General features: G+C 36.7%; 21 protein-coding genes and 3 pseudogenes. 11 read left to right on the top strand and 13 right to left on the bottom strand.

The genetic code is table 11. The annotated features are described in order from the left end of the window. Positions 1 to 240 precede the first annotated feature (240 nt). The 4 genes from J2S08_RS11820 to J2S08_RS11805 form a co-directional block, all read right to left on the bottom strand. Entirely contained in the window at positions 241 to 903 is a 663-nt protein-coding gene (locus tag J2S08_RS11820; protein WP_307229716.1) for an HAD family hydrolase, read from the bottom strand. Between the two features lie 142 nt (positions 904 to 1,045). After that, positions 1,046 to 1,843, bottom strand: a complete 798-nt coding sequence (locus tag J2S08_RS11815) for an ABC transporter ATP-binding protein (protein WP_307229714.1) — start codon at positions 1,841 to 1,843, stop codon at positions 1,046 to 1,048. Beyond that, positions 1,844 to 2,866 carry an ABC transporter permease gene (locus tag J2S08_RS11810; RefSeq protein ID WP_307229712.1) on the bottom strand — a complete coding sequence of 341 codons (1,023 nt, stop codon included), beginning with the start codon at positions 2,864 to 2,866 and terminating at the stop codon, positions 1,844 to 1,846. 17 nt (positions 2,867 to 2,883) lie between these two features. Further along, on the bottom strand, positions 2,884 to 3,873 hold the full coding sequence (locus J2S08_RS11805; protein WP_307229828.1) for an ABC transporter substrate-binding protein: 990 nt from the start codon (positions 3,871 to 3,873) through the stop codon (positions 2,884 to 2,886). 372 nt (positions 3,874 to 4,245) lie between these two features. Here J2S08_RS11805 and J2S08_RS11800 point away from each other — a divergent pair, with 372 nt between their 5' ends. The 6 genes from J2S08_RS11800 to J2S08_RS11775 all read left to right on the top strand — a co-directional run bounded on the left by J2S08_RS11800 (position 4,246) and on the right by J2S08_RS11775 (position 10,635). Then, positions 4,246 to 5,463: an NAD(P)-dependent malic enzyme gene (locus J2S08_RS11800; RefSeq protein WP_307229826.1), complete on the top strand. Its 1,218-nt coding sequence runs from the start codon at positions 4,246 to 4,248 to the stop codon at positions 5,461 to 5,463. A 295-nt stretch (positions 5,464 to 5,758) separates the two neighbouring features. Beyond that, a complete protein-coding gene (locus J2S08_RS11795; protein ID WP_307229710.1) occupies positions 5,759 to 6,838 on the top strand; it encodes a FecCD family ABC transporter permease in 1,080 nt (359 codons plus the stop codon). Continuing rightward, positions 6,835 to 7,608 (top strand): ABC transporter ATP-binding protein, encoded by a 774-nt coding sequence (locus tag J2S08_RS11790; protein ID WP_307229709.1) that lies wholly within the window; start codon positions 6,835 to 6,837, stop codon positions 7,606 to 7,608. Before J2S08_RS11795 ends, J2S08_RS11790 begins: the two co-directional genes overlap by 4 nt. A gap of 190 nt (positions 7,609 to 7,798) precedes the next feature. Continuing rightward, positions 7,799 to 8,806 carry an ABC transporter substrate-binding protein gene (locus J2S08_RS11785; protein ID WP_307229707.1) on the top strand — a complete coding sequence of 336 codons (1,008 nt, stop codon included), beginning with the start codon at positions 7,799 to 7,801 and terminating at the stop codon, positions 8,804 to 8,806. 7 nt (positions 8,807 to 8,813) lie between these two features. Continuing rightward, a complete protein-coding gene (gene hemH / locus J2S08_RS11780; RefSeq protein ID WP_307229705.1) occupies positions 8,814 to 9,749 on the top strand; it encodes a ferrochelatase in 936 nt (311 codons plus the stop codon). 259 nt (positions 9,750 to 10,008) lie between these two features. Next, entirely contained in the window at positions 10,009 to 10,635 is a 627-nt protein-coding gene (locus J2S08_RS11775; RefSeq protein ID WP_307229704.1) for a superoxide dismutase, read from the top strand. A 441-nt stretch (positions 10,636 to 11,076) separates the two neighbouring features. On the opposite strand, the gene J2S08_RS11770 is transcribed toward J2S08_RS11775, so the two are convergent. The 3 genes and pseudogenes from J2S08_RS11770 to J2S08_RS11760 all read right to left on the bottom strand — a co-directional run bounded on the left by J2S08_RS11770 (position 11,077) and on the right by J2S08_RS11760 (position 14,366). Beyond that, entirely contained in the window at positions 11,077 to 12,042 is a 966-nt protein-coding gene (locus J2S08_RS11770; RefSeq protein ID WP_307229702.1) for an alpha/beta fold hydrolase, read from the bottom strand. A gap of 525 nt (positions 12,043 to 12,567) precedes the next feature. Continuing rightward, a pseudogene (locus J2S08_RS11765) lies at positions 12,568 to 12,714 on the bottom strand (sporulation protein YhbH); the annotation flags it as partial. 296 nt (positions 12,715 to 13,010) lie between these two features. Continuing rightward, positions 13,011 to 14,366: an acetaldehyde dehydrogenase (acetylating) gene (locus J2S08_RS11760; protein WP_307229699.1), complete on the bottom strand. Its 1,356-nt coding sequence runs from the start codon at positions 14,364 to 14,366 to the stop codon at positions 13,011 to 13,013. 220 nt (positions 14,367 to 14,586) lie between these two features. Here J2S08_RS11760 and J2S08_RS11755 point away from each other — a divergent pair, with 220 nt between their 5' ends. Then, on the top strand, positions 14,587 to 15,375 hold the full coding sequence (locus tag J2S08_RS11755; protein WP_307229697.1) for a helix-turn-helix domain-containing protein: 789 nt from the start codon (positions 14,587 to 14,589) through the stop codon (positions 15,373 to 15,375). 624 nt (positions 15,376 to 15,999) lie between these two features. Here J2S08_RS11755 and J2S08_RS11750 read toward each other — a convergent pair. The 5 genes and pseudogenes from J2S08_RS11750 to J2S08_RS11735 form a co-directional block, all read right to left on the bottom strand. Next, entirely contained in the window at positions 16,000 to 16,758 is a 759-nt protein-coding gene (locus J2S08_RS11750) for an N-acetylmuramoyl-L-alanine amidase family protein (RefSeq protein WP_307229824.1), read from the bottom strand. A 48-nt stretch (positions 16,759 to 16,806) separates the two neighbouring features. Continuing rightward, positions 16,807 to 17,232, bottom strand: a pseudogene (locus J2S08_RS11745) (glycoside hydrolase family 73 protein); the annotation flags it as partial. Further along, positions 17,229 to 17,642, bottom strand: coding sequence for a phage holin family protein (locus J2S08_RS11740; protein ID WP_307229695.1), 414 nt, complete (start codon positions 17,640 to 17,642; stop codon positions 17,229 to 17,231). The gene J2S08_RS11740 and the pseudogene J2S08_RS11745, both read right to left, overlap by 4 nt. A 484-nt stretch (positions 17,643 to 18,126) precedes the next feature. Then, a complete protein-coding gene (locus J2S08_RS22530) occupies positions 18,127 to 18,375 on the bottom strand; it encodes a CotD family spore coat protein (RefSeq protein WP_370875675.1) in 249 nt (82 codons plus the stop codon). A 495-nt stretch (positions 18,376 to 18,870) separates the two neighbouring features. Continuing rightward, positions 18,871 to 19,047 carry a hypothetical protein gene (locus tag J2S08_RS11735; RefSeq protein WP_307229694.1) on the bottom strand — a complete coding sequence of 59 codons (177 nt, stop codon included), beginning with the start codon at positions 19,045 to 19,047 and terminating at the stop codon, positions 18,871 to 18,873. A 165-nt stretch (positions 19,048 to 19,212) separates the two neighbouring features. Here J2S08_RS11735 and J2S08_RS11730 point away from each other — a divergent pair, with 165 nt between their 5' ends. The 4 genes from J2S08_RS11730 to J2S08_RS11715 all read left to right on the top strand — a co-directional run bounded on the left by J2S08_RS11730 (position 19,213) and on the right by J2S08_RS11715 (position 23,703). Beyond that, a complete protein-coding gene (locus J2S08_RS11730; protein WP_307229822.1) occupies positions 19,213 to 19,599 on the top strand; it encodes an ImmA/IrrE family metallo-endopeptidase in 387 nt (128 codons plus the stop codon). Between the two features lie 165 nt (positions 19,600 to 19,764). Further along, positions 19,765 to 21,759, top strand: coding sequence for a DEAD/DEAH box helicase (locus J2S08_RS11725; RefSeq protein WP_307229692.1), 1,995 nt, complete (start codon positions 19,765 to 19,767; stop codon positions 21,757 to 21,759). Next, entirely contained in the window at positions 21,760 to 22,032 is a 273-nt protein-coding gene (locus J2S08_RS11720) for a hypothetical protein (protein WP_307229690.1), read from the top strand. Between the two features lie 129 nt (positions 22,033 to 22,161). Beyond that, the gene (locus J2S08_RS11715; protein WP_307229688.1) at positions 22,162 to 23,703 is read left to right on the top strand and encodes a recombinase family protein; all 1,542 of its coding nucleotides are present in this window, start codon (positions 22,162 to 22,164) and stop codon (positions 23,701 to 23,703) included. Here J2S08_RS11715 and yhbH read toward each other — a convergent pair. Beyond that, positions 23,680 to 24,768: pseudogene (yhbH, locus tag J2S08_RS11710) on the bottom strand (sporulation protein YhbH); the annotation flags it as partial. The gene J2S08_RS11715 and the pseudogene yhbH overlap by 24 nt on opposite strands. Between the last annotated feature and the right edge of the window lie 149 nt (positions 24,769 to 24,917).

Below are 24,917 nucleotides of genomic sequence, written 5' to 3'. Positions count from 1 at the left end.
CAATACTGTTAAATAATGATCCAACAAGTTTAACTTTATCTACAAGTATTGTTTGATATCCAGATTTATTTTTTCAAGATATAAATGATTTTATTAAACTATATTCCCCTTGGCATTTTTAATAAAATAAAAAAAGACACATCGTGAAGAAATTTACATTTCACGTGTGTCCATTATAAAAGCGAGTAATTGCTTCTTATTTAAGCATATCGCTGCATTTCAATTGCCTGCTCCCCTGCATCATGAGGTCATCGTTAACAAGCATTTTTGCAGCTCATGCATGTTCATTTTTTCATAACCATCATATAGTAAGACCTTGTCTGAAAATGACATCTGCTTTGTGACGACATTAGGTACGACGACACAATGAAGTCCTGCTCTTAACGCAGCCAGTGAACCATTGACAGAATCCTCAACTGCGATTGCTTCATTGGGTTCTATCTCAAGGGTTTGTATAGCTTTCTGATAGAGAGCTGGGTCAGGCTTTACTTTTTCTACATCATCGCTCGTGCATATCACATCAAAATCATGATATAGGTCAAAACGTCTTAAGAAAGGCTCTATCCATGCGAGATTAGAGCTAGTTGCCAGGCCGATTTTACAGCCAAACGTCTTTACCTGTGTAAAAAAAGGTAAAAATCCGGAACGAAGAGGTAAATGATTGAGCTGCTGCTCAACCCTTTCAAGCAGTATCTGTTGGAAAGATTCCTGCTGAAAAAGTCCATTCGTTTTATCCATAATGTAACGAATCAATTCTTCATTCGTTGTACCGATTATACGTGCGAACACTTCTAATGGCAGATCGATATCATATTGTTCTTTCAATAGCAATTTCGTTTGTTCAAACCATAATGCTTCTGTATCGATCATTGTGCCATCAAAATCAAAAATCACTGCCTTCACCAAAGTGAACACCTCCGTAAGTGAACTCGTAAAATACGACACTTGCATCCGGGAGTCAGCTCCCAAAAAGCCTATAAAAAGATGACTTTACTTTTCTAGTATATCATATCGTGTCGACTTCTTCATGGAAACCCTTGAGAGTTCAAAAACTAAGAAGCGCTCGATCATTGGCCATTTGTTTGCCGCGTATGCGCTGAAATTCTTCCATTAATTTTTCAATCGTTAAATGCTGCTTCTCTTCTTCATCTACTTCCAAAATGATTTGTCCTTTATCCATCATTACAAGGCGATTTCCAAGATCTAATGCCTGCTGCATGTTATGCGTCACCATTAACGTCGTTAGTCTATGCTTCTCTACTATTTCCTTCGTTAAATTCGTGATCAGTTCAGCTCGCGAAGGGTCCAGTGCAGCTGTGTGCTCATCAAGCAACAAAATTGACGGTTCTGTGAAAGTGGCCATTAATAGTGAAAGTGCCTGCCGCTCACCGCCTGATAACAAGCCAGCCTTTGCCGTTAAACGATTTTCAAGACCGAGATGCAAGGCAGCTAAAGCTTCTTTAAAAAAAGCACGTCGATTCCTATTAACGCCATTACGCAGACTTCGTTTTTTATTCCGTGAATAAGCGATTGCTAAGTTTTCTTCAATCGTCATCGTCGGTGCAGTGCCTGCCATTGGATCTTGAAACACCCTGCCAATCATCGTGGAACGCTTATATTCTGGCAGTTTTGTGACATCTTTCCCTTCAATATGAACAGTCCCTGCATCTGGAAATTGAACACCAGAAATAATGTTCATTAACGTTGACTTTCCTGCACCATTACTGCCGATCACGGTGACAAAATCCCCTTCTTTTAAAGTGAGATCAATATGATCAATCGCAATTTTTTCATCAGGAGTAGCCTCATTAAATACTTTACTTATATGGGCAAGTTTCAGCACTTAATTTCCCTCCTTTTTTACCGCAACATCAACATTTGCCATCCGTTCAGCATAACGCCGCTTTTTTCTACGCTTTTCTTTTTGGTTTTCTAAAACTTTTGGCAGAACAAGTGCCAATATGACGATCAACGCTGTAATCAATTTCATGTCGCCAGTATCAAGCACTTTCATCCTTAGCGCCATCCCAAGTATAATACGATAAATAATAGCCCCGCCAATGACGGCTAGCGTTGTACGCATCATTGTTTTTGTTCCAAAGATTGCTTCGCCGATAATAACCGAAGCGAGACCGATAATAATCATCCCGATACCCATGCTTACATCAGCAAATTTCGAATACTGTGCAATTAAAGCTCCGGATAAAGCGACAAAAGCATTGGAAATCCCAAGTCCTAAAATGATGAGTAAGTCTGTATTTGCAGAAAAGCTGCGGATCATTCGTTTGTTATCCCCAGTCGCACGGATGGCCAAGCCAACTTCTGTTTGTAAAAAGCGATCCGTTATCAGCTTAATCATAAAAGTGATTAACGCTACTACTATAACAATTCCCCATGTAGCAGGTACATCTTGAATACCGATTTTTTCCGCAATTCCATTAATCCAGGCATCGATTCCCAGTGAAGACCAAAAACTCGTAAACTTTGAAAATAGTGTTTCCGTATTGATAAGTGGAATATTAGGTCTTCCTACAGAATCAGAAGTGACGCCCATAATGCGCAAGTTAATAGAATATAAGGCAATCATCATCAAAATCCCTGAGAGCAGCGGATTGATTTTTCCTTTTGTATGCAAAAATCCTGTCATACAGCCTGCCAAAAATCCACTTACGAGCGCTAAGGAAGTTGCGATAAGCGGATCATATCCTAAAAAGATCATTGTTGCAGCAACAGCAGCTCCGGTAACAAAGCTGCCATCAACTGTTAAGTCAGGGAAATCAAGTACGCGAAAAGATAAGTAAACCCCTAAAGCCATAATGGCATAGATGATTCCGAGTTCAATCGACCCAAATATAACTGTAAACATATCGAATCATCTCCTTATTATTCAACAAGCTCTGCTTCCCATTCAGGCTTTATTTTGACACCGATTGTTTCTGCAGTTTTTTTGTTCATTTTCAATTTTAATTGCTGTGGCGGCTGCACAGGTATCTCAGACGGTTTCTTTTCCCCTTTTAATACTTGCACTGCTATTTCACCTGCTTCATAACCGATATCGTAATAATCAAACCCGAATGCTGCAAATGCACCGCGATCAAGGGAATCAAGTTCAGCAGTTAACAATGGAAGTTTTTTCTCATCTGCAACTGACACAACCGATTCAATTGCTTTGATAACAGTATTATCAGTCACAATATAAAAAGCATCGACTTTACCGATGAGTGATTCCGCGGCTTGTTTGACATCTGCCGTCGTTGCAACAGAGGCTTCCTCTAACTTTAAGCCAAGGTTGTCCAGTATTTTCTTCACATTGTCCACTTGTGCCCGCGAATTTTGTTCACCTGCGTTGTAAATTGTCCCAATAGTAGCTGCTCCTAGTTCTTCTTTCATAAATTTCAATGTATTCTGAATTGCTTCAGGATGCATATCAATTGTCCCTGTAACATTTCCTCCTGGCTTCTCCATTGATTGCACGAGCTCAGCTGCTACTGCATCGGTAACAGATGTAAAGATAATCGGAATGTCTGTTGTTTTACTTAAAGATGCTTGAGCACTTGGTGTCGAATTGGCAAATATAAGATCCACTTTCGAATGAACTAAATTTGTGGCTATCGTATCATTTGCACTATTATCGTCTTGTGCATTTTGAATATCATAGTTAACTTCTAAACCAGCATCCTCCAATGCCTTTTTAAACCCTTCTTGGGCAGAATCCAAAGATGGATGCTCGCTTATTTGCGTAATTCCGATGTTAAAAATTTCTTTATCTCCAGTTGAATCCCCTGTTTCTTTTGTTTGTTTTGAACTAGTTCCACAGCCTGCTAGAAACAGTGCTGCTCCAAGTATTGTAATTGCGCTTTTCTTCCATTTCATCATGCCTGTTTCCTCCCTAAATCATTCGTATGACTAACGATCACTCTTTTTTCCTATTTTAACGCTTTTCTACCTAACCCCCTAGTTGTATATTTATACTTTTTTGGTTCATGATTCCTGGTTCACCTACTTTAAAAAAGGTATGAAGATATCGAATATGTTATCACTTAGGTATTTCTACCGTCAACAATAATTCAAATTTTAAAATTATTGTACCAATATGGACAAACCTTATTTTTATTCAGTCTAAACGTATGATTGCATTTTCTATATCATCTGTTATATAATAGTCTATATTTTATTATTTTGTATTAATACAGATAATGAAGGAGGATGTAAATATTGCGTGAAGAAGCGTTGCAAATTCATCGGATGCATCAGGGGAAACTCTCCTCAAAATCAAAAGTGGCAGTGAAGAATATGAAGGATTTAAGTCTTGTCTATTCTCCCGGCGTAGCTGAACCTTGCAAAGAAATCCAGCAGAACAAAGAGCATCTTTATCAATATACGATGAAAGCCAACACAGTGGCAGTTGTAACTGACGGTACGGCGGTTTTAGGGTTAGGAAATATTGGAGCAGATGCAGCTTTGCCTGTAATGGAAGGAAAGGCGATTCTTTTTAAACATTTCGCAGGAGTCGATGCTGTTCCACTCTGTATTGATACGGCTAATGCTGAAAAAGTGATTGAAACTGTTAAGCTCGTTCAATCTTCTTATGGCGGCATCAACCTAGAGGATATTAAAGCGCCAAATTGTTTTATCATTGAAAAACATTTAAAGCAAGCGCTTGACATTCCCGTTTTCCATGATGATCAGCATGGCACTGCCATTGTCACAACAGCAGCACTAATAAATGCCTTAAAAATAACAGGAAAAGATTTTTCCACGATAAAAATTGTCATCAACGGTGCCGGGGCAGCAGGAATTGCAATTACAAAGATGTTATTGGATTTTAAAGTTCAGCATATGCTTGTTTGTGATACGAAAGGCATCATTTATCAAGATCGCGGTGATGGCATGAATGCCATCAAGGATGAAATTGCTTCTATCACGAATCCAGCACAGAAAGCAGGTACATTGGAGGACGCAATAGTTGATGCAGATGTATTCATTGGCGTCTCCGTTGAAGGAGCATTAACAAAAGCAATGGTACAAAAAATGAAGCATGATCCAATCGTTTTTGCATTGGCAAATCCAAATCCTGAAATACATCCAAATGAAGCAAAAAAAGCAGGGGCACGGATCATTGGAACAGGACGATCTGATTTCTCAAATCAAATTAACAACGTATTGGCATTTCCCGGCATTTTTAGAGGGGCTTTAGATGTAAGAGCAACTGATATTAATAAAGAAATGAAAATTGCCGCTGCCAAAGCGATTGCTTCATTAGTAAACACTTATGAGATGAAGGAAGACTACATTATTCCTTCTCCCTTTGATGCACGAGTTGCTCCGGAAGTAGCAGCCGCAGTAGCTTCTGCTGCAATGGAAACAGGGATCGCTCGTCAAGTCATTGATTTGAATCAGCTTCGAAATAACTGCTACCAGCTTTCCTCTGTTAAAATTACGTTGGCAAATGCAGTCATATAAAGCTCTTATTATTAGAGCCTTCATTTTATAAAAAAGCATCCTCTATCACTTATGCGAGAGGATGCTGCTTTTTTAATAAACTCCCAATCAAGCGCACAAAAAGATAAAAATACTTTCATTTCTATACGTCCAATTTTTAAGCAGTTTATCTTTAAACTTGAGCTAAAAATACTGCTGAAACAAATGTATAAACGAAATTGATTGACTTTCATTTTACTAGACACTACTATTTTAACTATGGTAAATAAATTTCACCTAAAGAAACAATTTTAACTAAAAGAAAGGAGAAGAAGATTTGCTCGTTAATAAAAAAACAACAAAAAGAATCGCAATGACGAATGTACAAACATGGCGATTAAGTATGGTTGCTATTTTGTCGGTCATTTTTTTATTTTTGGCAATAATTTTAGCGGTCTCACTCGGACCTATTAACATTCCATTTAGTGAAACCGTTGGAATATTGTTGAATAAATTGCGTATTTCTCTAGGCATAATGCATAACGAGCAGCCGACAATTGTCATCACTGAAGTTCGCCTCCCTCGTGTTCTGGTTGCGGCACTTGTAGGAGCCGCACTTGGCGTATCTGGAGCCGCTATGCAAGGTTTATTTCGAAATCCACTAGTAGAGCCGGGCTATGTCGGTGTATCTAGTGGTGGAGCATTAGGTGCAGTCTGTGCCATCTTTTTTGGCTGGACGAAAATAAGCAGTTGGTTTTTACCGGGAGCCGCGTTTTTAGGGGCGCTTGTTGCTATCTTAGTTGTGTTGTCTATTTGGAGCATAAATAGCCAAAGAAACATTGTCACGCTTCTCTTATTAGGGATTGGGATCAATTCATTTTTTTCAGCCCTCATGAACATCATGATAGCAGCATCCAAAAATGAACAAGAGTTGCGAAGTATTGTTTACTGGCTGCAAGGCGGATTAGAAGCACGAACATGGGGTCATGTAACACTTATTTTTTTCCCTATTCTCATTGGCTGCATCATTTTATGCTTGTTTGGACGTGATTTAAATATGATGCTGCTCGGTGATGAACAAGCGAGCAGCTCTGGAGTCAATGTAAAAGCGACTAGGTATATCGTTTTAATTCTAGCCTCCTTCATAACAGGATCAGCTGTAGCAGTAAGTGGGATTATCGGTTTTGTCGGTCTCATCGTTCCTCATATCATGCGCTTTATCATTGGACCTGATCATCGTTTATTACTCCCTATCAGCGCGATCGGCGGAGCAATTTTCTTAATTCTAGCAGACCTGATTTCCAGGTTAATCATACAGCCAATTGTTCTGCAAGTTGGTGTTATCTGTGCCATCATTGGAGCACCGTTATTTATCATGCTTATATTGCGAACAAACAAGGGGATGAATGCAACATGAGCATCATACATACAAGCGGGCTACAGGTAGCCATTGAAAAAAAACCAATTCTTACCGATATTCATGCCAATATCGATAAAGGAGATCTTATCGGATTGATAGGCCCAAATGGGAGTGGAAAATCAACTTTATTAAGAACACTTGCTGGCTTGCAAAGAATAACAAAAGGCACTGTTACAGTAGCTGGAAACGAGCTTCATACCTATAAAACGAAAGAAAGAGCAGCATTAATGAGCTATGTTCCACAAGAGACAAAGGTCAATTTTCATTTTAGAGCAAGAGAAATTGTCTTAATGGGCAGACATGTGCATACGTCGCGTTTTGCAACGGAAACAAAAGAAGATATTCGTTGTGCTGAACTCGCTTTACAGGAAACAAATTCCTTGCATTTAGCGGACCAATCAATATTGAATTTATCAGGAGGACAACGGCAGCTCATTTTTCTTGCAAAAGCATTGGCGCAAGAAACACCCATTATGCTGCTGGATGAACCAATATCAGCTTTAGATATTCATTTTCAGCTCCATATATTAGAACTGCTGCAAAAACGTAGAAATCAAGGCGCCACAATTATTGCAGTGCTGCATGATTTGAATTTGGCTGCCCGGTACTGTAATAAATTAATGTTAATAAAAGATGGTCAAATGCTGCAATTTGGAAATCCTGAACATGTCTTGACGAAACAGCTATTAAAAGATGCTTATCATGTGAACACTCATATTCGTTTCGATGACGCGACAGATTCAGTTACTGTCACTGCATTTCGATAAAGTGAAACTTCCATCAGTGGGGGTTTTCTCTCATCCCCCACTGATGGTTAGTTGAACCAATCGGACATTTGACTTTCAGTTATCCCCCACCTAAACTTCTTCGATTCCCTCTTACTCTTGAGGTGGGGGTCTTACTGCCAGTTAGATGTGGGATAAATGAAAATTAAATATATAATGGAGGATTTAGAAAATGCAACTTAGAACAAAAAGCTTTGCTTGTGCAATCATATCTGTACTCTTATTAAGTGCTTGTACTGGAAAAAAAGAAGAAACGCCAGAAAATGCATCTCCAAAGAAAGAAGAAATGTTAGAAGAGACAAAAGAAATGAATGCTTTTCCGCGTAATATTCAGATTGGAGACAAGACAATTTCTATTCCTGAAAAACCAACGAAGATAGCTCCTCTCTCTCTTGATGTAGCAGAAATTGTGTTAGAGCTTGTTGATGAATCAAAAGTAGTGGCAATCTCAAGTAGTATAGCTGATCCATATTTGTCTACACAATCTGAAAAAGCTGCGAATATCGAAAACAATATTGCCTCTGCGACTTCTATTGATCCTGAACAAGTGCTTTCATACAAAACTGACTTGTTATTACTAACAAAATTACATGGCCAAGAAGAGGATGCTGATCAAGTACTTAGCCAAGCTGGAATTCCTATTCTTTCATTTGATAAAATGGAGACTGTAAAACAATTCCAAGATAACTTATTCATTATTGGACAGGCAATTGGTGAAGAAGAAAAAGCAAACACTTTAGTAGAAGAAATGAATAATAGAATGGCAGAAATCCAAAAACAGATTCCAACAGATGCAGAAAAGCCGACAGTCCTTGTACTTTCGGAAGTTGGCCCCGGAACAGGCCCTTATATGATGGCAGCTGGAAATATTTCATATGATATCATTCATCTTGCAGGCGGAGCCCCTGCCGTAGATACAATTGGCCTTGATCGTTCAACCAAAGCATCTGTGGAACAAGTAATAAAAATGGACCCTGATTATATCGTGCTTTTAGACTGGGCTGGCAGAGGCGAAGAAACTTATAAAGATTTAATTGAAACACCTGGCTGGAGCACTTTACAAGCAGTAAAAAACGATCAGTTAAAGGTATTAGAAGTTAAATACTTATTAAACCCAAATACGAAAGTAATAGATGGTTTAGAAATATTAACAAATTGGATCTATCCTGCGAAGGAGTGAGTTCATCATGAATGGTCTCATTTTATTTAGTTATGGAACGATTCATTCGCTTGATGATGTGGAACCTTTTTACAATCATATTTTTAATAGAAGACTGCCAAACAAGCAGATTATCGAAAAAGGAATCCAAAAATACGCTGCAATAGGTACATGTGATCCCCTTGGCTCGTACAGTATTCGCATTGCAAAAGCGTTGGAAAAAAGACTAAGCAGCGCTACATCACAAAAGTGGAAAGTATATATTGGCAATAAACATACGTCGCCTTTTATTGGAGACGTCGTCAAACAATGCATAGAAGATGGCGTTACTAAAATTTTTACATTGCCGCTTTCCCCTTTATATTCTCATTCTGGTACGAAAAAATATGAAAGGACAGTAAAAAAACAATTAGCTCAAATGGAAGCAGCCATTCCTGTGCTGCATATACATGATTATTTTGATAACAAAGCTTTTATCATGCTTATTTCTGAACGATTACAAGATGCGATTAATTGGCTGCCTAACAGCGTGCGCGCTCAGACAAAAGTGATTTTCACAGCCCATAGTCAGCCTGGTTTGCCGAGTGGACATAAAGAATTCATTCGACAGTACCAACATTTAGCAGAACAAACTGCAGCCTCCATTTCATGGAGAAATTATGAAATGGCATATAGAAGCGGCAATCCAAAACCGCAAGTCTGGTTAGAACCAGATGTACTTGAAGTCATTCATTGTGCAGCTAATGATGGATTTAAAGCTGTCGTTGTTTGTGAACTTCTTTCGATGATTGAAAATGTTGAAGCAATATATGAAGCAGGGGTGGATTGCCAACAGCTTGCTCAGGAATTACATTTAGATTTTGTTCGCACGCAATATTTAAATGACAGCCACGATTTCATTGAAGTATTAATGAACCTCGTTTTAGAGAAATGGGAAAATGACTGCTCAAAAGAACTTTTTTAACGTTCTTTTGAGCCTTTTCTTTAGAATTGCCTCCCGCTTTCTTGCCTCGTCAATAACATCCTCATCAACTCTAACTTGCTTAGACAAACATTCATTCGAAGAAGTGAGAATAGAATTTTAGTTCTTTAGTCTTATTTTTAATAATATTCGTACAGGTAGTTGACTTTTCATTTTAAAAATCGTAAATTTGCATCAGAGAAACTTTTTTAATTTAAGGAAAAAAGTGTCCCATAACCAAATCAACGAAAGAGGTGATAAATTGTCTACTTTTACCTTGCCTAAGCTGCAATATGAATATGATGAATTAGAGCCATATATTGATGCTCGCACACTTGAAATTCATCATTCAAAGCACCATGCAACTTATGTAAATAATTTAAACAATGCTTTGGCAAACCATGAAAGCTTACAACAAAATTCTTTAGAGGAGTTATTGCGAAACGTTGATTCACTGCCTAGTGATATTCAAACGGCTGTTCGCAATAATGGTGGGGGACACTACTGTCACAGCCTATTCTGGGAAGTCATGAGCCCTAAAGGAGGCGGCGAGCCAACTGCTGATATTGCTAAGGAAATTGATTACTATTTTAAAAGCTTTGATCAGTTTAAAGATCAACTATCCCAAGCCGCTATAGGCCGTTTTGGAAGCGGATATGGCTGGCTAGTCTATGACAAAGGAAAGCTCTCTATCACGAGTACACCAAATCAAGATACCCCTCTTGTAGAAGATAAGGTGCCGCTTCTCGTCATTGATGTATGGGAGCACGCCTATTACTTAAAGTATCAAAATCGTCGGCCTGAGTTTGTTACAAATTGGTGGGAAACGGTTAATTGGGACATGGTAAACGAACGTTTCCTACAGGCAAAGTCAAATGAGAATCTGTAAAACATGGAAAGTCTTGAAATTGTATTCATTGTTGTACACCGATTTTAGTTAATGTGATGTTGTTTCAAGTTAGTGTGATGTTATTAGTTCATTGATGTTTTTATTAGCGGTAATTCAAACGTCATGTTGAAAACTCCCGGTTTGCCATTCCGGGAGTCTTTTTTTTGTCCTCATGATATAATTGCGTACTCACTCATAATAAAAACGAAAAAGAGATTGGTACAACTGTTTCAGGCATATCATGTAACTTAGATAACAGGGATTAACGAAGACGTAGATAAAATTGGTTTCATTTCCGAACAAATCTGTCATCAATTCATCCAAAAAAATCGGAAATATAAATTATTGGTGGTTAAAAGAAGGAACTTCACCCCACTTCTTAGTTTACACGCTTAATCTCGTTCTTCTATTTTTCTCCATATTAAGTACAATATATGCTACCTAGTCTGAAACGGACAGTAGTTTCTTAATCTCTTCAATAACTACATTAGGTTCTTCGTAGTGGATAAAGTGATTCGTGTTTTCTACTAAAATTTGATGACTATTCGTAGACCAGGATTTTAAAGTTTCCTGAGATTCGTGCCATCCTTTCATTTCACTAGTTTCAGCAGTTAAAATGACTAATGGAATGTCTCCAAGGTCTCCATTAGAAATAACTACTTTTCCATTTTCATTTAAAAGTTTCCTCTCATTTAACATTGTGCTGTTCCAAAGGTGCTTTAAAGTTAATGCAGTATTCTGTTCTTTCAAATCTTCCGGCAAGTAATTGTTTGTATTTAAACCTTCATACACACTGTCCATATTAGCTAATAGACGGAGTACTCCTGTATTTTTCAACCCTTGCATGAAGTAATAACCAGTTGACACTGTATTTTCCATGTTTAATGCAAATTCTGGACTTACTCCATCAATTAATACAATTCCTTTTATTTGCTCAGGATACTTTTGGGCATAACGCATTACTTCCAATGAAGCCATGGAGTGTGCTACAAAAATATAGGAGTCATTACCACTAGTTTCTTTTAATACATCACTAATTTCCTCTGAAATATTGTCTACAGATCTCTTTTTAGACGTTTTATCGCTCCACCCATATCCTGGACGTTCATAAACTACTGTGTTCGTATACTTACTAATTTCATTTTGAAGATAATACATATCTGAATAAGGTGAAGAGGTCCCACTGCCAGAGCCGAATACAACCGTTACCTCACCTTCTCCGGCTTCATAAAAATGAATCTTTTCATTTTCTAATTTAATAAAATTGCCTAAAAAAGAATGATTTTTTTGATCCGTTCTCACACCTATGTATTGATAGATAGAGGTACTAACAACAAAAATGATAGCCACCAGAATAAAATAGAGTAAGTAGCTCATTTTATTCTTCCTTTTTTTAAAAATTTTCATCTATCACTTCCTCCTTATTTATATAGTAAACAACGAATAAGCAGTGAATATAAGAAAAACAAGAACCATTAGGTCAATTGAACTATAAAGCTCCTTAAGTATTACTTCAACAGTTCCTTTGCTCTACACGTCCAACTTATCGGAATTCTATTATCTTACATAACAATATCAAAAAAAGACATGTAACAACATGTCATTTAATCATAATACTGTAAATATGGGGTGGGTTGATAGTTTGGTTGATAATAGGGCTGATATTTATTGGTGTTGTAATTCCAATAATTTACATAATGGGTATTTTGATAAGCTGTCCTTTTACTCCCTCTTTCACATTCTTTAGGAGGACCAATGAATAACGAAGGATTAACTGGTGCAATCGTTTTCTTCCATTGATTTTCATCTATACAATAAGTGTGCGCTATTATATTTGCAGTGGTCAACTTTAAATGTCATATTTGAGAACGACTTCAGGAGTTGGTGCATTGGACAGCCCCACTATATACTTTAAGTGGGACTGTCAATAGCTCACTGTGCAATTGTTTGCTTTTCACTGCTAAAAAAGTGCTTCATCGCAAAAAAGACATCTTTTTTTTGTTTTAAAATGTAGGAACGAAATTTATCGTCCTGAAAATTTTTGTATGCTGACATTAACGTTGAATAACGATTGTATTGATATAACTACCCAACATATACCCAAATGATCGATTATTCCGAATATACTATTTTCATAAAATGAAAGAAGCCCTTAGACAGATGTACATACTACACGAAATCGTTAATATACAATAAGTTCTTAGGAGTAAATACTAAACATAAATAAATACCTATCAACGGCTTTGTTTATTCTAAATTTCATAGAAGTAATTAAATAAAATTTCTTCAATATTCTCCCACCCTTAGTGGTAATTTATATCATATCAATAGTAACCGTTAGCTCTAGGGTGACCTAGAATCTGAAGGAAGTATGATTATTGATTATCATAAGCTATTCGGTTAATATTCATTAATTGTCGGATACTTACATTATCTGTAATACTACTGCCACCTATTGCACCACAACCTAGCGTTAAAGATGGAGAGAGCTTCGTTGATAAGCCGATTCCTCCAAATGTTCCAGGCGTGTTAATCAAAATGCGTGATGCTTTAATACGCAAACCAAAATCTTGTACTAAATCGCCATCAGTCGTATGCAAAATAGCTGTATGACCAGCACCTTCATTTTCTAAAATAGCGTTACATGTAGCTATTCCTTCCTCCCAATCATCAACGGTATACAAGGCTAAAATAGGAGTCAATTTCTCGCGTGAATAAGGATTGTCTGAACCTATTGTTGTTTCTTCTGAAATAAGAACAGTAGTGTCAGTAGGAATAATAATGCCACATAGTTTCGCAATATCGGTTGCTGGTTTTCCTACAATTTGTGGGTTCATTGTGCCATTTTCTCGCATGATAAACTTCGCAACTTGTTCTGATTCCTTTTGATTCATAAAATAAGCATGCCGGTTTTTCAATTCCTGAACAACTTGTTCTTTCACACTTTTCTCTACGACAAGTGACTGTTCCGAAGCGCAGATCGTGCCATGATCGAATGTCTTACTCGTAATAATTTTATCAATAGCTGCTTTTATATCAGCGGTTTTTTCAATAAATGTTGGTGCGTTACCAGGTCCTACACCAATTGCTGGGTTGCCTGAAGAGTAAGCGGCTTTTACCATTGGACCTCCGCCAGTCGCTAAAATTAACGCTATATCATCATGCTTCATCAAAGCTTGTGTTCCTTCTAGACTTGGTGACTCAATTACTTGTACTATTCCTTTCGGTGCACCAGCTTCTATTGCTGCTGCCTCTACTAAACGTGCTGCTTCAACAATTGTATTGACTGCTTTTGGATGAGGTGATAATACAATTGCATTTCTCGTTTTTAATGCAATTAATGTTTTAAAAATAACCGTTGATGTCGGGTTAGTAACAGGAACAAGTGCTGCAATAACACCCATTGGCACTCCAACCTCTATTACTTTATTTACGTCATCCCGATGAATAACACCAACAGTCTTTTCATTTTTGATGCTCTCATATACCTGCTGGCTGGCAAATAAATTTTTCGTTGTTTTATCTTTTATATTTCCAAAGCCTGTTTCCGTATGAGCTTTTATCGCTAAATCCTCTGCTGCTTCTGTTAATTCCAATGAAACAGCTTCCACAATTTTATCTACTTGTTCTTGGGTAAAATCGGCATATACTTTTTGAGCCTGCTTTGCTTCATGGATGAAGGTTTCTATCTCAAATTCGTGAGCGTTTTCTTTTGCTAAATTGATAGCCATGTTGCCATCCCCTTTAAATTGTATTTTTTCTACCTCTATCATAAAGCGTTTACATATTAAGTCGTTAGGATTATTTTTGGCTTTATTTGCACTATTTTGACACTTGCTCACAATTTCACAATTAAAACTGAAGTACTAACTCCAATCATATAGCTTACAATGTATTCATGCTATACTTATAAAGAGGGAGACGATCTGAATAAATAGTGAGGTGTTGTTCATGTGCCGTGTTTTAATAGCGAGTCCTTATCAAGCAGATCGAGAGTTTTTAAAACGACTATTTGGCCAATACTTTTTTAATGTTACTTTTCTTGAAGACGCTTTGTCAGCTGAAGAAGCGTATCAACATTCACTGGTGAAACAACCTGACATGCTGATTTTAGATCTAAGTGGCTCTAGTAATGATATTTTTCATTATAAAACAAACATTGTAAAGCGTTATCCTAACGTCAAAGTGATTTTACTAGATGATGAGGAAAATTTTAAACATATTCAAACTGGCATTCGTTGTGGTGCGATTGATTATCTTGTTAAGCCATTGGATGTAGAGGAATGCAAATCTGCGATCCACCGTGCTATTTTAGCGTTAAATCAAGTTTCTTTACTCCATTACGAAAGAAAATCGGTTACAGATACTATTAAAGAAAGTGCCAGTCAAATGATGCAATATGTGCACGAACATTATAATGAAGAAATTAATTTAGATTTATTAGCTCACTTTATGCATTTGAACAAAAGTTATGTAAGTCGTTTTTTTAAAGAAACAGTAGGCATGACGTTTTCAAGTTATTTACGACATTACCGAATCGAACAAGCGAAAAAGCTATTACGAACATCTGAGTTAACAATAACAGAAATTGCTGAACAAGTTGGATATCCTGAATTAACCTACTTTAGTCGCATTTTCAAAAAAGAAACTAACCTCACGCCGAATGAATTCAAACAAATCTTTCAAGGTGAACACACTCCAGCTGATTTAGCATTTGCCGAGGAGATGTCAGCAAAATAACACTTTTTTATTTAAGTGAACTACAACCGCCACATTCACTATCCTTACTGAATTATTGATTACTATCTAATTTCATTGTTATATCAGCACTTACTATTTATAAACTGACTAAACATAGTAATATATCTGTTCATGAACTATCTAAAGCACGTCATTGAAGATGAATGTATTTTAAGTGGAAAGGCTAAAACTTCATAAAAACACTTGATTAGCGGTAAGAAAGAAACTGTCTGTTTTTTCGTATATCACAATAAAGTGAGACTTCCATCAGTGGGGGTTTTCTCTCATCCCCTACTGATGGTTAGTAGAACAAAGGCTAAGGTCGCAACGTCCTGTTGCAACGCCTTTGTGACCGACATCCTGTCGGCCCGAACCAATCGGACATTTACTGGCAGTTATCCCACCTAGACTTCTTCGAATCCTCTTAACTCTTGAGGTGGGGGTCTTACTGCCAGTTAGATGTGGGATAAATTTTAATTGGCTTGAACGGCAATCTGAAATTTTGTAATGTGCATAACATTAACCAATTTTGGGGTTTATATCTTACCTATGAGGGATTGGAAAGACGCCCAGTTGGACGTCTCTTTTAGATGAGGAACAGCCCGTCATTATGGCGGGCTATTTTTATTTTTCTGAGTGTATCAAAGGCAGCAGATTGTTCCGCAGGCGATTCACGACAACAGCCATTTCCTGGCGAGTGATGTTTTCTTGTGGACGTGTGCCGTCAAAGTATCCATTAGCAACAGCTTCATCCCAATCTTTTTTCGCCCATGCGGATGGTTTATTTTTGTCCATTTTTGGTTCCTCCTTTGGCACTGTAGGATTTGCAATGCCACTTTTCTTTTTCAACCCTAACGCCCTAGCCAAACCATTGACATGACCACGAGCCGCTTTATCCAGCCACGCATTGCTTTTCATCAGTGCTGCATCACCAGCATTATCAATGAACCCATTCTCGGTTAAGATCGCATCCATCTTAGATTCACGTAGCACATGAAAGTTTGCTTTTTTCTTGCCGCGGTTTTTCATTCCTATCAATCTAGTAATTTCTTCATGAATGACATTTCGTAGTTGAGCTGTTCTTGAGCTGTCGGACAACTTGTCGTAAATGAAATCTTCATAACCTACTCCGCCTCCTGAATTGATATGAATAGAAAGGAAGAAATCAGCTCCCCAAGCGTTGGCCAAATCTGTCCGCTGTTTTAACGATAGTGTTTGATCATCTGTACGACTCATTTTGACTGATACATTTTGGTATTCGTTTTGCAGCATATCACGTACACGATTAGCGATTTGTAGTGTCACATCATTTTCCCTTAAACCATTTCCATTTGCTCCTGAGTCCGTTCCACCATGTCCAGCATCAATAAAGATCTTAACCATTTTATCCATCCTTTCTGGTACTTGATCATATTTTGTTAAATTGTATTTCTCAATTATATTGATCACTTTACTTGGATAAGCAGGATCTGTAGCGTAGCCAGCATTCTTGACTGCATGTGCTGCCTTTCGGTAGTCTTCTTCACCAACGACTGCTCGGTATAAATCCTGATTCCATGAAACACCGTTTACGTATTTGTTCACCAAAGCTTCGATACTTTCACGCCAACTTGGATATTTACAGAAAGCTGCGTTTACTTTGATTTCTTCCCCATTTACAAATTCTTTCGTTAGGATGGTGACGGACTCTCCATTGTATGATCCTTTTATCCCAAACAAGTTCTTCCCTTTTTGAGCCAGTTCCGACTTGCCAGAAGCACTTTCAAGTATCGCCTGTCCAATGATTAAAGATGGAAGAATATCATTCTCTATTCCGATATCCTGAGCATAAGGTGCAATTTCATCTATGAAGCTCATTTTTTATCACTATCCTTTTGCCTTAGTATTTCTATCGCTTGCCTAATTTGACTTGGAATAGGCAACCCGATGCGGCCGCCATTTTCCGTTATGGATAGTAATTCATTGATGATATAAAAAATAATAACTGCCATCATTACTAATGGCTCCTCTCGAATACCTGTTTCGATCATCACTACATCAACTAAGTTAGCTACAGCAACCATAAGAAAAATGAATACTTTCCTAGCAATTCCTAAAAGACCAACATTAGATTTCAATCCGCCTTCAAGGTATGCTGCCGTAAGTCCACTAGCATAATCCATCATAACTAATGCTATTAAAATACTAAGCATAGGAGACCATTCCCCAAATAAAAAAGAAACGACAGCCGATACAGCTGCCGCCGTCCATTTTAAAAAACCTTCCATTTTTCTACTCCATTCTCAATTAGATTAATGTTATTTACAAAAATAAATTTTCTATTATACGAGTTTTCTTTCATGTTTCATTCGTAGTAAATATGAAGCAAACATTTTAAGTTTCTAATTTTTTGTATTAATCGCTCCTGTAAATGAAAGTTCTTTCAAGCTCTACAACAACTATATGTTTAGATAGTTTTGACATCCGATAATCTCCTCCTTATTGTCGTTTTACATATCTAATATAAGAATGTGTATTTTAAAAATAACAATTTACGAAACTACCTATTTCAATCAAAGAAGTAAAAGTGATTAACGACACAAGGTATTGTTTTAAACGTTTTCTAACCTATCTATAAATAGGCTTAGGCTTAATCGCTACCTTATATATTGATCCGTTTTTCAAAATTACCACTAATTTGATGACTTATCCGCATATAAAAAAAGCACTCATAATTGAGTGCCTGAATAATTCCATATACTAAAACCCATTTTATTTACATCTTTTAGAATAACCACAATGACAGTTTTCTTCAACAGTTTCATGTACATCTCTCTCAGTGATTGGATAGAAATGTTCATTCCAAATTACTCTTCTATTTACATTAATAACCTCAATTGGGTGAATGTGTTTCACTACACGATGATTCGTTCTTTTCTTTACAATCTTTTTAGTAGGACATATAAACACATCATCCCAATGAGAGTCTTCGCATCTACATCTATTACAATGGCAGCTCATTGAAAGTACCCCCCTTTTTCAGTTTTTTTACTTACGTTATATCTTATGAAAAAAAGGAGAACTTGTCTTAGACATAATAATTAAATTTACTAAATTAACTAAGAAGCCCTTTAATATTTTTAGGAAGTGATAAAATAAAGACTTGAAATTGGAGGCGAATGTCCAGAAAGGAGTACTGGCTCCCTCATCTCGCTAATTCTTTAGTAATTTTATTGCATGTCGCCTTCTTCATTTCAAAATGCAAGATGGATCAGATTAAATAGCTTTTTCTACTCTTGTGCCTAAGAGAATACAAGACTCTTGACATAAATAACGATTCCCTCCGTTATTGTCGAATCTAATCGAATTACATAGAAATTTTTGAACGATATCGCTTATCGATATTTCCTTCTAGATAATTCGGTTAATTTAGGCAATTTTATTAAATTTAATTTTTGCCTCCTTCCGTTTATTCCACATTTAATAGATGAAAATAGCTTGTCCACCTCATCAAGCTCACCAGGAGCTTGAACGTCGGTTAAACAAAGTGGCAGCGATTCCTTTTAATACACTGTTGCCATTCTTCCATTCTCTATCGAACCATTGTTTTTGTTCTTGGTTTGTCATATGAGCGAGTGGAGAATGGATGATGACGGTTGTATTGCCAAACTTGAATGCTTTTGGTGGCTTCATGCGGTCATCCCCTTTGGAGCATGTATATGCACCATCTTCAGGTGGACGACCCTGTTAAAATTCTTATTTATTTTTTAGTCCATATAGTGTAAAGTAGGTATTAAATGAAAAAATTGGGAGATATTCTGAAAATATATGAGGCAAAGAAGCAATTAATGAAAGCCGATTAACCCTTTTGAAATTGCAAAAGCACGTAATATTGAAATATTGTTTGAAAACTTAGGTAAAACTTTCGGCTACTATAGCTCTTATATACGCGTTCAGTTTATTCATATTAATAACAGATTGGATATTGCTACTCAATATTTCGTGTGTGCGCACGAATTGGGACATGCCATCTTACACCAAGATGTCAACACTTCATTCTTGAAGGCGCATACATTTTTTTCACAAGAAAAAATAGAAGTAGAAGCAAATACATTTGCAGTTGAACTGCTAATGACAGATAACGCCATTTATGAGTTCAAGGACACTAGCCTGACAATAAATGAGATGGCTGAAATCTATGGCGTTTCTAGGGAAGTTACACATTTAAAAAATCTTCAATATTGAATATATATTTTTTTGCCCTTTTTGTAGTTCTATAGACATGTGAAAAAAGAAAGTTAATCGTTCCATTTAAATGTAAAAAAATTACTTGAAGGGGCAGTTAGGAAGAGTTAATTGTATGGAATAGTTTCTTAATAAGAACAAATAAATTTAATAGGAGGTTTACTCATGTCAATATTCCAAACAATGAAAGCTAATATAATAGGAAATCCTTCTTTATACCCAGCTCAAATAAAAGCTTATGAAGCTGCCTTAGCACACTATGAAGAATTTCCAGACTATGAGCATAGAGAATCACTTATTGTCATGCCCACAGGCTCTGGTAAAACTGGTGTCATGTCCATCCTGCCTTTTGGATTATCGAAAGGAAAAGTCTTAATCATTACTCCTGGAACAATTATTAGAGAAACCATATTTCAACATTTTAATTCCACTCAAAATCCCGAACAAACTTTTTGGATAAAAAGAAATATACTTATAGAACAGCAACGCCTTCCAAACAGCTATTTATATATTGGATTTAACTCTGAGAATAAAGGAGAAAAATCACTTACCTTATCTAAACTTAATGGTGCGGAAATTATTATCACTAATGTACATAAGATAGGAAGTAGTAAGGATGAAGTAAATTTAATGAATTTATTAGAACCTGACTTTTTCGATATGATTATAATTGACGAAGCTCATCATGTAGCCGCTACAATGTGGCAAGAAGCACTAGAACATTTTAAAGCTACCAAAGTAATTAAATTAACTGCCACTCCATTCAGAGGAGACAAACAAACAATCACTACTCATTCTTATGATCCCATATATGAATATACGTTGGGAGAAGCTATAAAGGATGGATTACTCAAAAACATTGTTAAATATGAAGACATTCCAGGTGAGGTCACATTTTTTGACAGAAATACTAACAAGAAGTATTCTCTTGAAAAAGCCAAAGCTCAGCTAGGAAATGACTTTGTTAGTCGGTCTATCGCAATGTCTGAATCATGTTCAAAGGAAGTTATTAAACGAACTAAAGAAGCTTTTGATACAAAACGTACAAGCTACCCACACCACCAAATTTTAGCTGTTACATGCAATGACGAACATGCTCAAGATGTCTGTAGATGGTTCAATGAGTTAGGTTTCAAGGCCAGCTATGTAAGTACGGCTAGTGTTTCGAAAAAGGATATAGAACAAAGACTGAATGACTTCGCTAACGGTATATATGATGTAATGGTCAGCATACAATTATTAGGTGAAGGATATGATAACCCTAATATTTCAATCGTGTCACTCTTCCGGCCTTTTAAAACACTTGGACCATACGCTCAAGCTATTGGACGTGGATTAAGAAAAATTTATAGTGAAAATAAATTAAATCCCATCGATAATTTCTGTAACGTAATTTATCATCAAGAATTAAATTTAGAAGAATTATGGAAATACTATAAAGAACAAGAAACCTTTGGGGATATCATAAGACAGCAACACAGAGAGATTTCCGAACAATTATCATTCGATTTCGATGAACTTGGCTACGTTGAAAAGAAAAGTACTGGTGAAAAAACAGAGGTAGATGAAGATCGTACTCCGATCTCAGCAGTTCAAAAACTTAATGTTTCAACTTATTCATCAAAAGGAGTAGGAAAAGAAGATTCATTTACTGCCAACGGTATCGAAGAATATAAAAAAGCTCAACAACAAATTATTGAGATGAAGCAACAAGAGCTAAAGCAGTTCAAAGAAAAGATGGATGACTTAGTTACGACTGGAGCATTATCTGAGGAGGATGCCCAAATTCTAATAAAATCTCGTGAACTCGAGGCCCAAAATAAAGTTAACAAAAATTATGAAGAATTCCATGACATAGTGATGGCTGAAACTCTTCGTCAAGACTACATCAATTGGTTGAATTTAAAAGTAGAAGACTTTTTCAAAACTTCTAATCTTACAAAAAAAGGTTATGATTTAAATAAAAATGAGGAAAATCTAGGAGTAGACAAGATTAATAACATAGGATATATTATAAAGAATATCAATCAAACACTATTTCGTGAAACAAGAAAGCATATCTCTACTTATAACGCTATAGATTTTGCGAAAGCAAAAGAAAGATCACTTAAAAAATTTGAGTTTTGGCTTAAACGTTACGGTAAAAAGGAGGAATTATAAGTGAAAACTACACTATTGACTCCAACAAAGTTAAGACCAACTAACCATTACCTAGATATAATAGCAAAAATCAGATGTAATGGAGGAAAAATAAGTGACTTTTATTACAAGGAAACCACAGATGGTTATATGAAAATTTCTTTTCAACATACCTATCCTCATAGTAAAGTTATCTTTAAAGAACAAATCACTTATAATACTGAACTTCATATTACGAATTGGATTGTTCAAACAAATAATAGAACAATTACCTTATATGACGAAATTTCATAGATGAATTGAGCCCCTCCTTAATAGGCGGGGCTTTCTTATACAACAAAACAATACATACATTCCCATTTTTCCGGCAAATATCTGTCATAATGTCAGCAAATCATCATATACACTTTAAAGGTGATCATCATGTACAGACCGAAAAACCTTGACGTTTACATTTATTTGAGAAAAAGCCGAAAAGACATGGAAGAAGAAAAGAAGGCAAATGCTTCTGGTACTTCGTACGACACATTAGATCGACATCGAAGGCAGCTGTTGGAATTAGTAAGAATAGAAGGGCATCATATTGTTGAGATTTTTGAGGAAGTCGTTTCTGGCGAATACATTATTGAACGACCAGAAATACAACGTTTGCTGCGAAATGTAGAAAATGGCGCTGTTGATGCAATACTGGCAATGGATTTAGATCGTCTTGGTCGTGGTGATATGTTCGATATGGGTTTAATCTTCCGTACTCTTCAATACTCAGAAACGCTTATCGTTACGCCAACAGAGGTGATTAATCCGCTATCGGAAGGTGCGGAGCTGCTGTTTGGAGTCAAGTCCATTATCTCACGTGAAGAGTTAAAAACGATTACAAAACGTATGCAGCGAGGACGTGCCGCTTCAGCAAAAGAAGGAAAATCGATTTCGAAGAAGCCGCCCTACGGTTATTTAAGAGATGAAAACTTAAAGTTATATCCAGATCCAGAAACAAGCTGGGTCGTACAGAAAATTTTTCAGATGATTGCTGATGGCTGCGGTCGAAAGCAAGTTTGCAGTGAATTAGAAAAACTAGGAGTACCGAATCCGGGGGGCGGCAAGTATTGGGAGAGTTCAACTATATCAAGCTTTTTAAAAAATGAGTCCTATATTGGGCATATCGTTTGGGGGAAGACTAAAAGTGTGAAGAGAAACGGGAAATACATGAAAAGAAAAGTTCCTCCTGATCGGTGGCAGCGGCACGATAACGCTCATGAACCTATTATTAGCAAAGAACTTTATAATAGAGCGAACGAAAGTCATAGCGGGCGTTGGAGACCCCCGTTAAACCCCTCCAGATCACTTGCGAATCCATTAGCTGGTATTTTACGTTGTGAGCTATGCAATAAATCTATGATATATCAGCCAAGAAAAGACCGGCCGACAAACCGCATTAGATGTTCGAATACCGCATGCCGCGGGGAACAAAAAGGTGCAGCTCTCGAACTAGTAGAAGAAAGAGTTTTACAAGGATTGGAGAAGATCTTAGGACAGTTTGATTTTGAAGAAGAGCGAATAGAAACCCCGAATCAAATTTCTATTAAACAGAAATCATTAGATAAGCAAAAAAGAGAGCTAGTTAAGTTAGAAACACAAAAAGACAATTTGCACGATCTTCTGGAACGAGGAGTTTACGATATGAACACTTTTTTAGAAAGACAACATATTGTTGTTGAACGAATACAAGAACAACTACAGATGATTCATACACTTGAAGTTGAAATCAAAAAAGAAAAAATGAAGGAAAAGCATGGTGGAAAAGTTATCCCAAAGATTCTGTCTGTTGTAAACGCTTATCAGAATATTGACAATGTAGAGGAGAAAAATAAGCTGCTTAAATCAGTGTTAATAAAGGCAACATACAGAAGAAAAAAAGAATGGATTAAAAAAGATGAATTTGTTATACAATTGTTTCCGAGATTTTGAGGCAGCCTTCGCTGCCTTTTGGGTATATGTTGGGGGCTCATATTGATTGACCTCCCCATATCCAAAGAGATTCGATACTTGCATTAGTTCGGAAACAAGTTGGACACATCGGTGATTATCCGATGTTAGGTTATCTCCATCTGAGAAATGAAAAGGATAGATGTTATATTCAGAAGGATGATATTTTTCTTCTATGATTTCTAATGCTTTGCGATAAGCAGATGAACATATGGTTCCGCCACTTTCGCCTTTGGAAAAAAAATCTTCTTCTGTCACGATTTTTGCTTCCGTATGATGGGCGATAAAAACAATCTCGACCGTTTCATATTTCGTTCGCAAAAACCTTGTCATCCAGAAGAAGAAGCTGCGTGCCATATATTTTTCCCAAATACCCATCGAACCACTTGTATCCATTAATGCAAGTACGACTGCTTTTGACTCTGGCTTATAAACTTCGTTCCATGTTTTAAACCTTAAATCTTCAGGGAGAATTGGATAAAAACTTGGTTTTCCACCCATTGCATTGCGCTTAAATGCGGACATCATCGTTCTTTTTTTATCAATATTTCCTGTAATGCCTGTTTTTCGAATATCATTATACTCAATATGTTCTAACATATGAGTGTCATGTTCTTTTTTCTCTAAATTGGGAAGCTCTAATTGATTAAAAAGTGCTTCTTCCAACTCCATTAAAGAAACCTCTGCTTCAAAATAATCTGCTCCTGGCTGATTTCCAGCCCCCTGGCCTTTTCCTGTTCCCTGCTGGGATGCAGGATCACGAGCGACAATATCTCCGACTTGACTATCACCATTCCCCTGGCCAACATGTTTGTTTTTGTCATAGTGATAACGAATTTTATATTCATCCAATGAACGGATAGGAATCTTTACAACATCTGTGCCATTAGACAAAATAACACTTTCTTCTGTAATCAAATCAGGCAAATTCTCTTTAATCGCTTCTTGTACTTTTTCCTGATGACGCTCTTGATCATCATATCCCTTACGATGGAGGGACCAATCTTCATTTGAAATCACAAACTGTTTTTGCGTTGTATGAGACACTCTGTATTCCCTCCTTTACATGATCAAATACCATGAATATCCATTATCAACCACTTTGGAAAGATGACGCGACACTGCTACATTTCATACTTTATCTTATGCAAACAAGTTGTATTATTGACAATAAAAAGTGCCAGTCTGATTAAATT

This window comes from Bacillus chungangensis, assembly GCF_030812995.1.
In the GTDB taxonomy this organism is placed as follows: Bacteria; Bacillota; Bacilli; order Bacillales; family Bacillaceae_C; genus Bacillus_CF; species Bacillus_CF chungangensis.
This window is presented reverse-complemented; position numbering and strand designations above follow the sequence as displayed.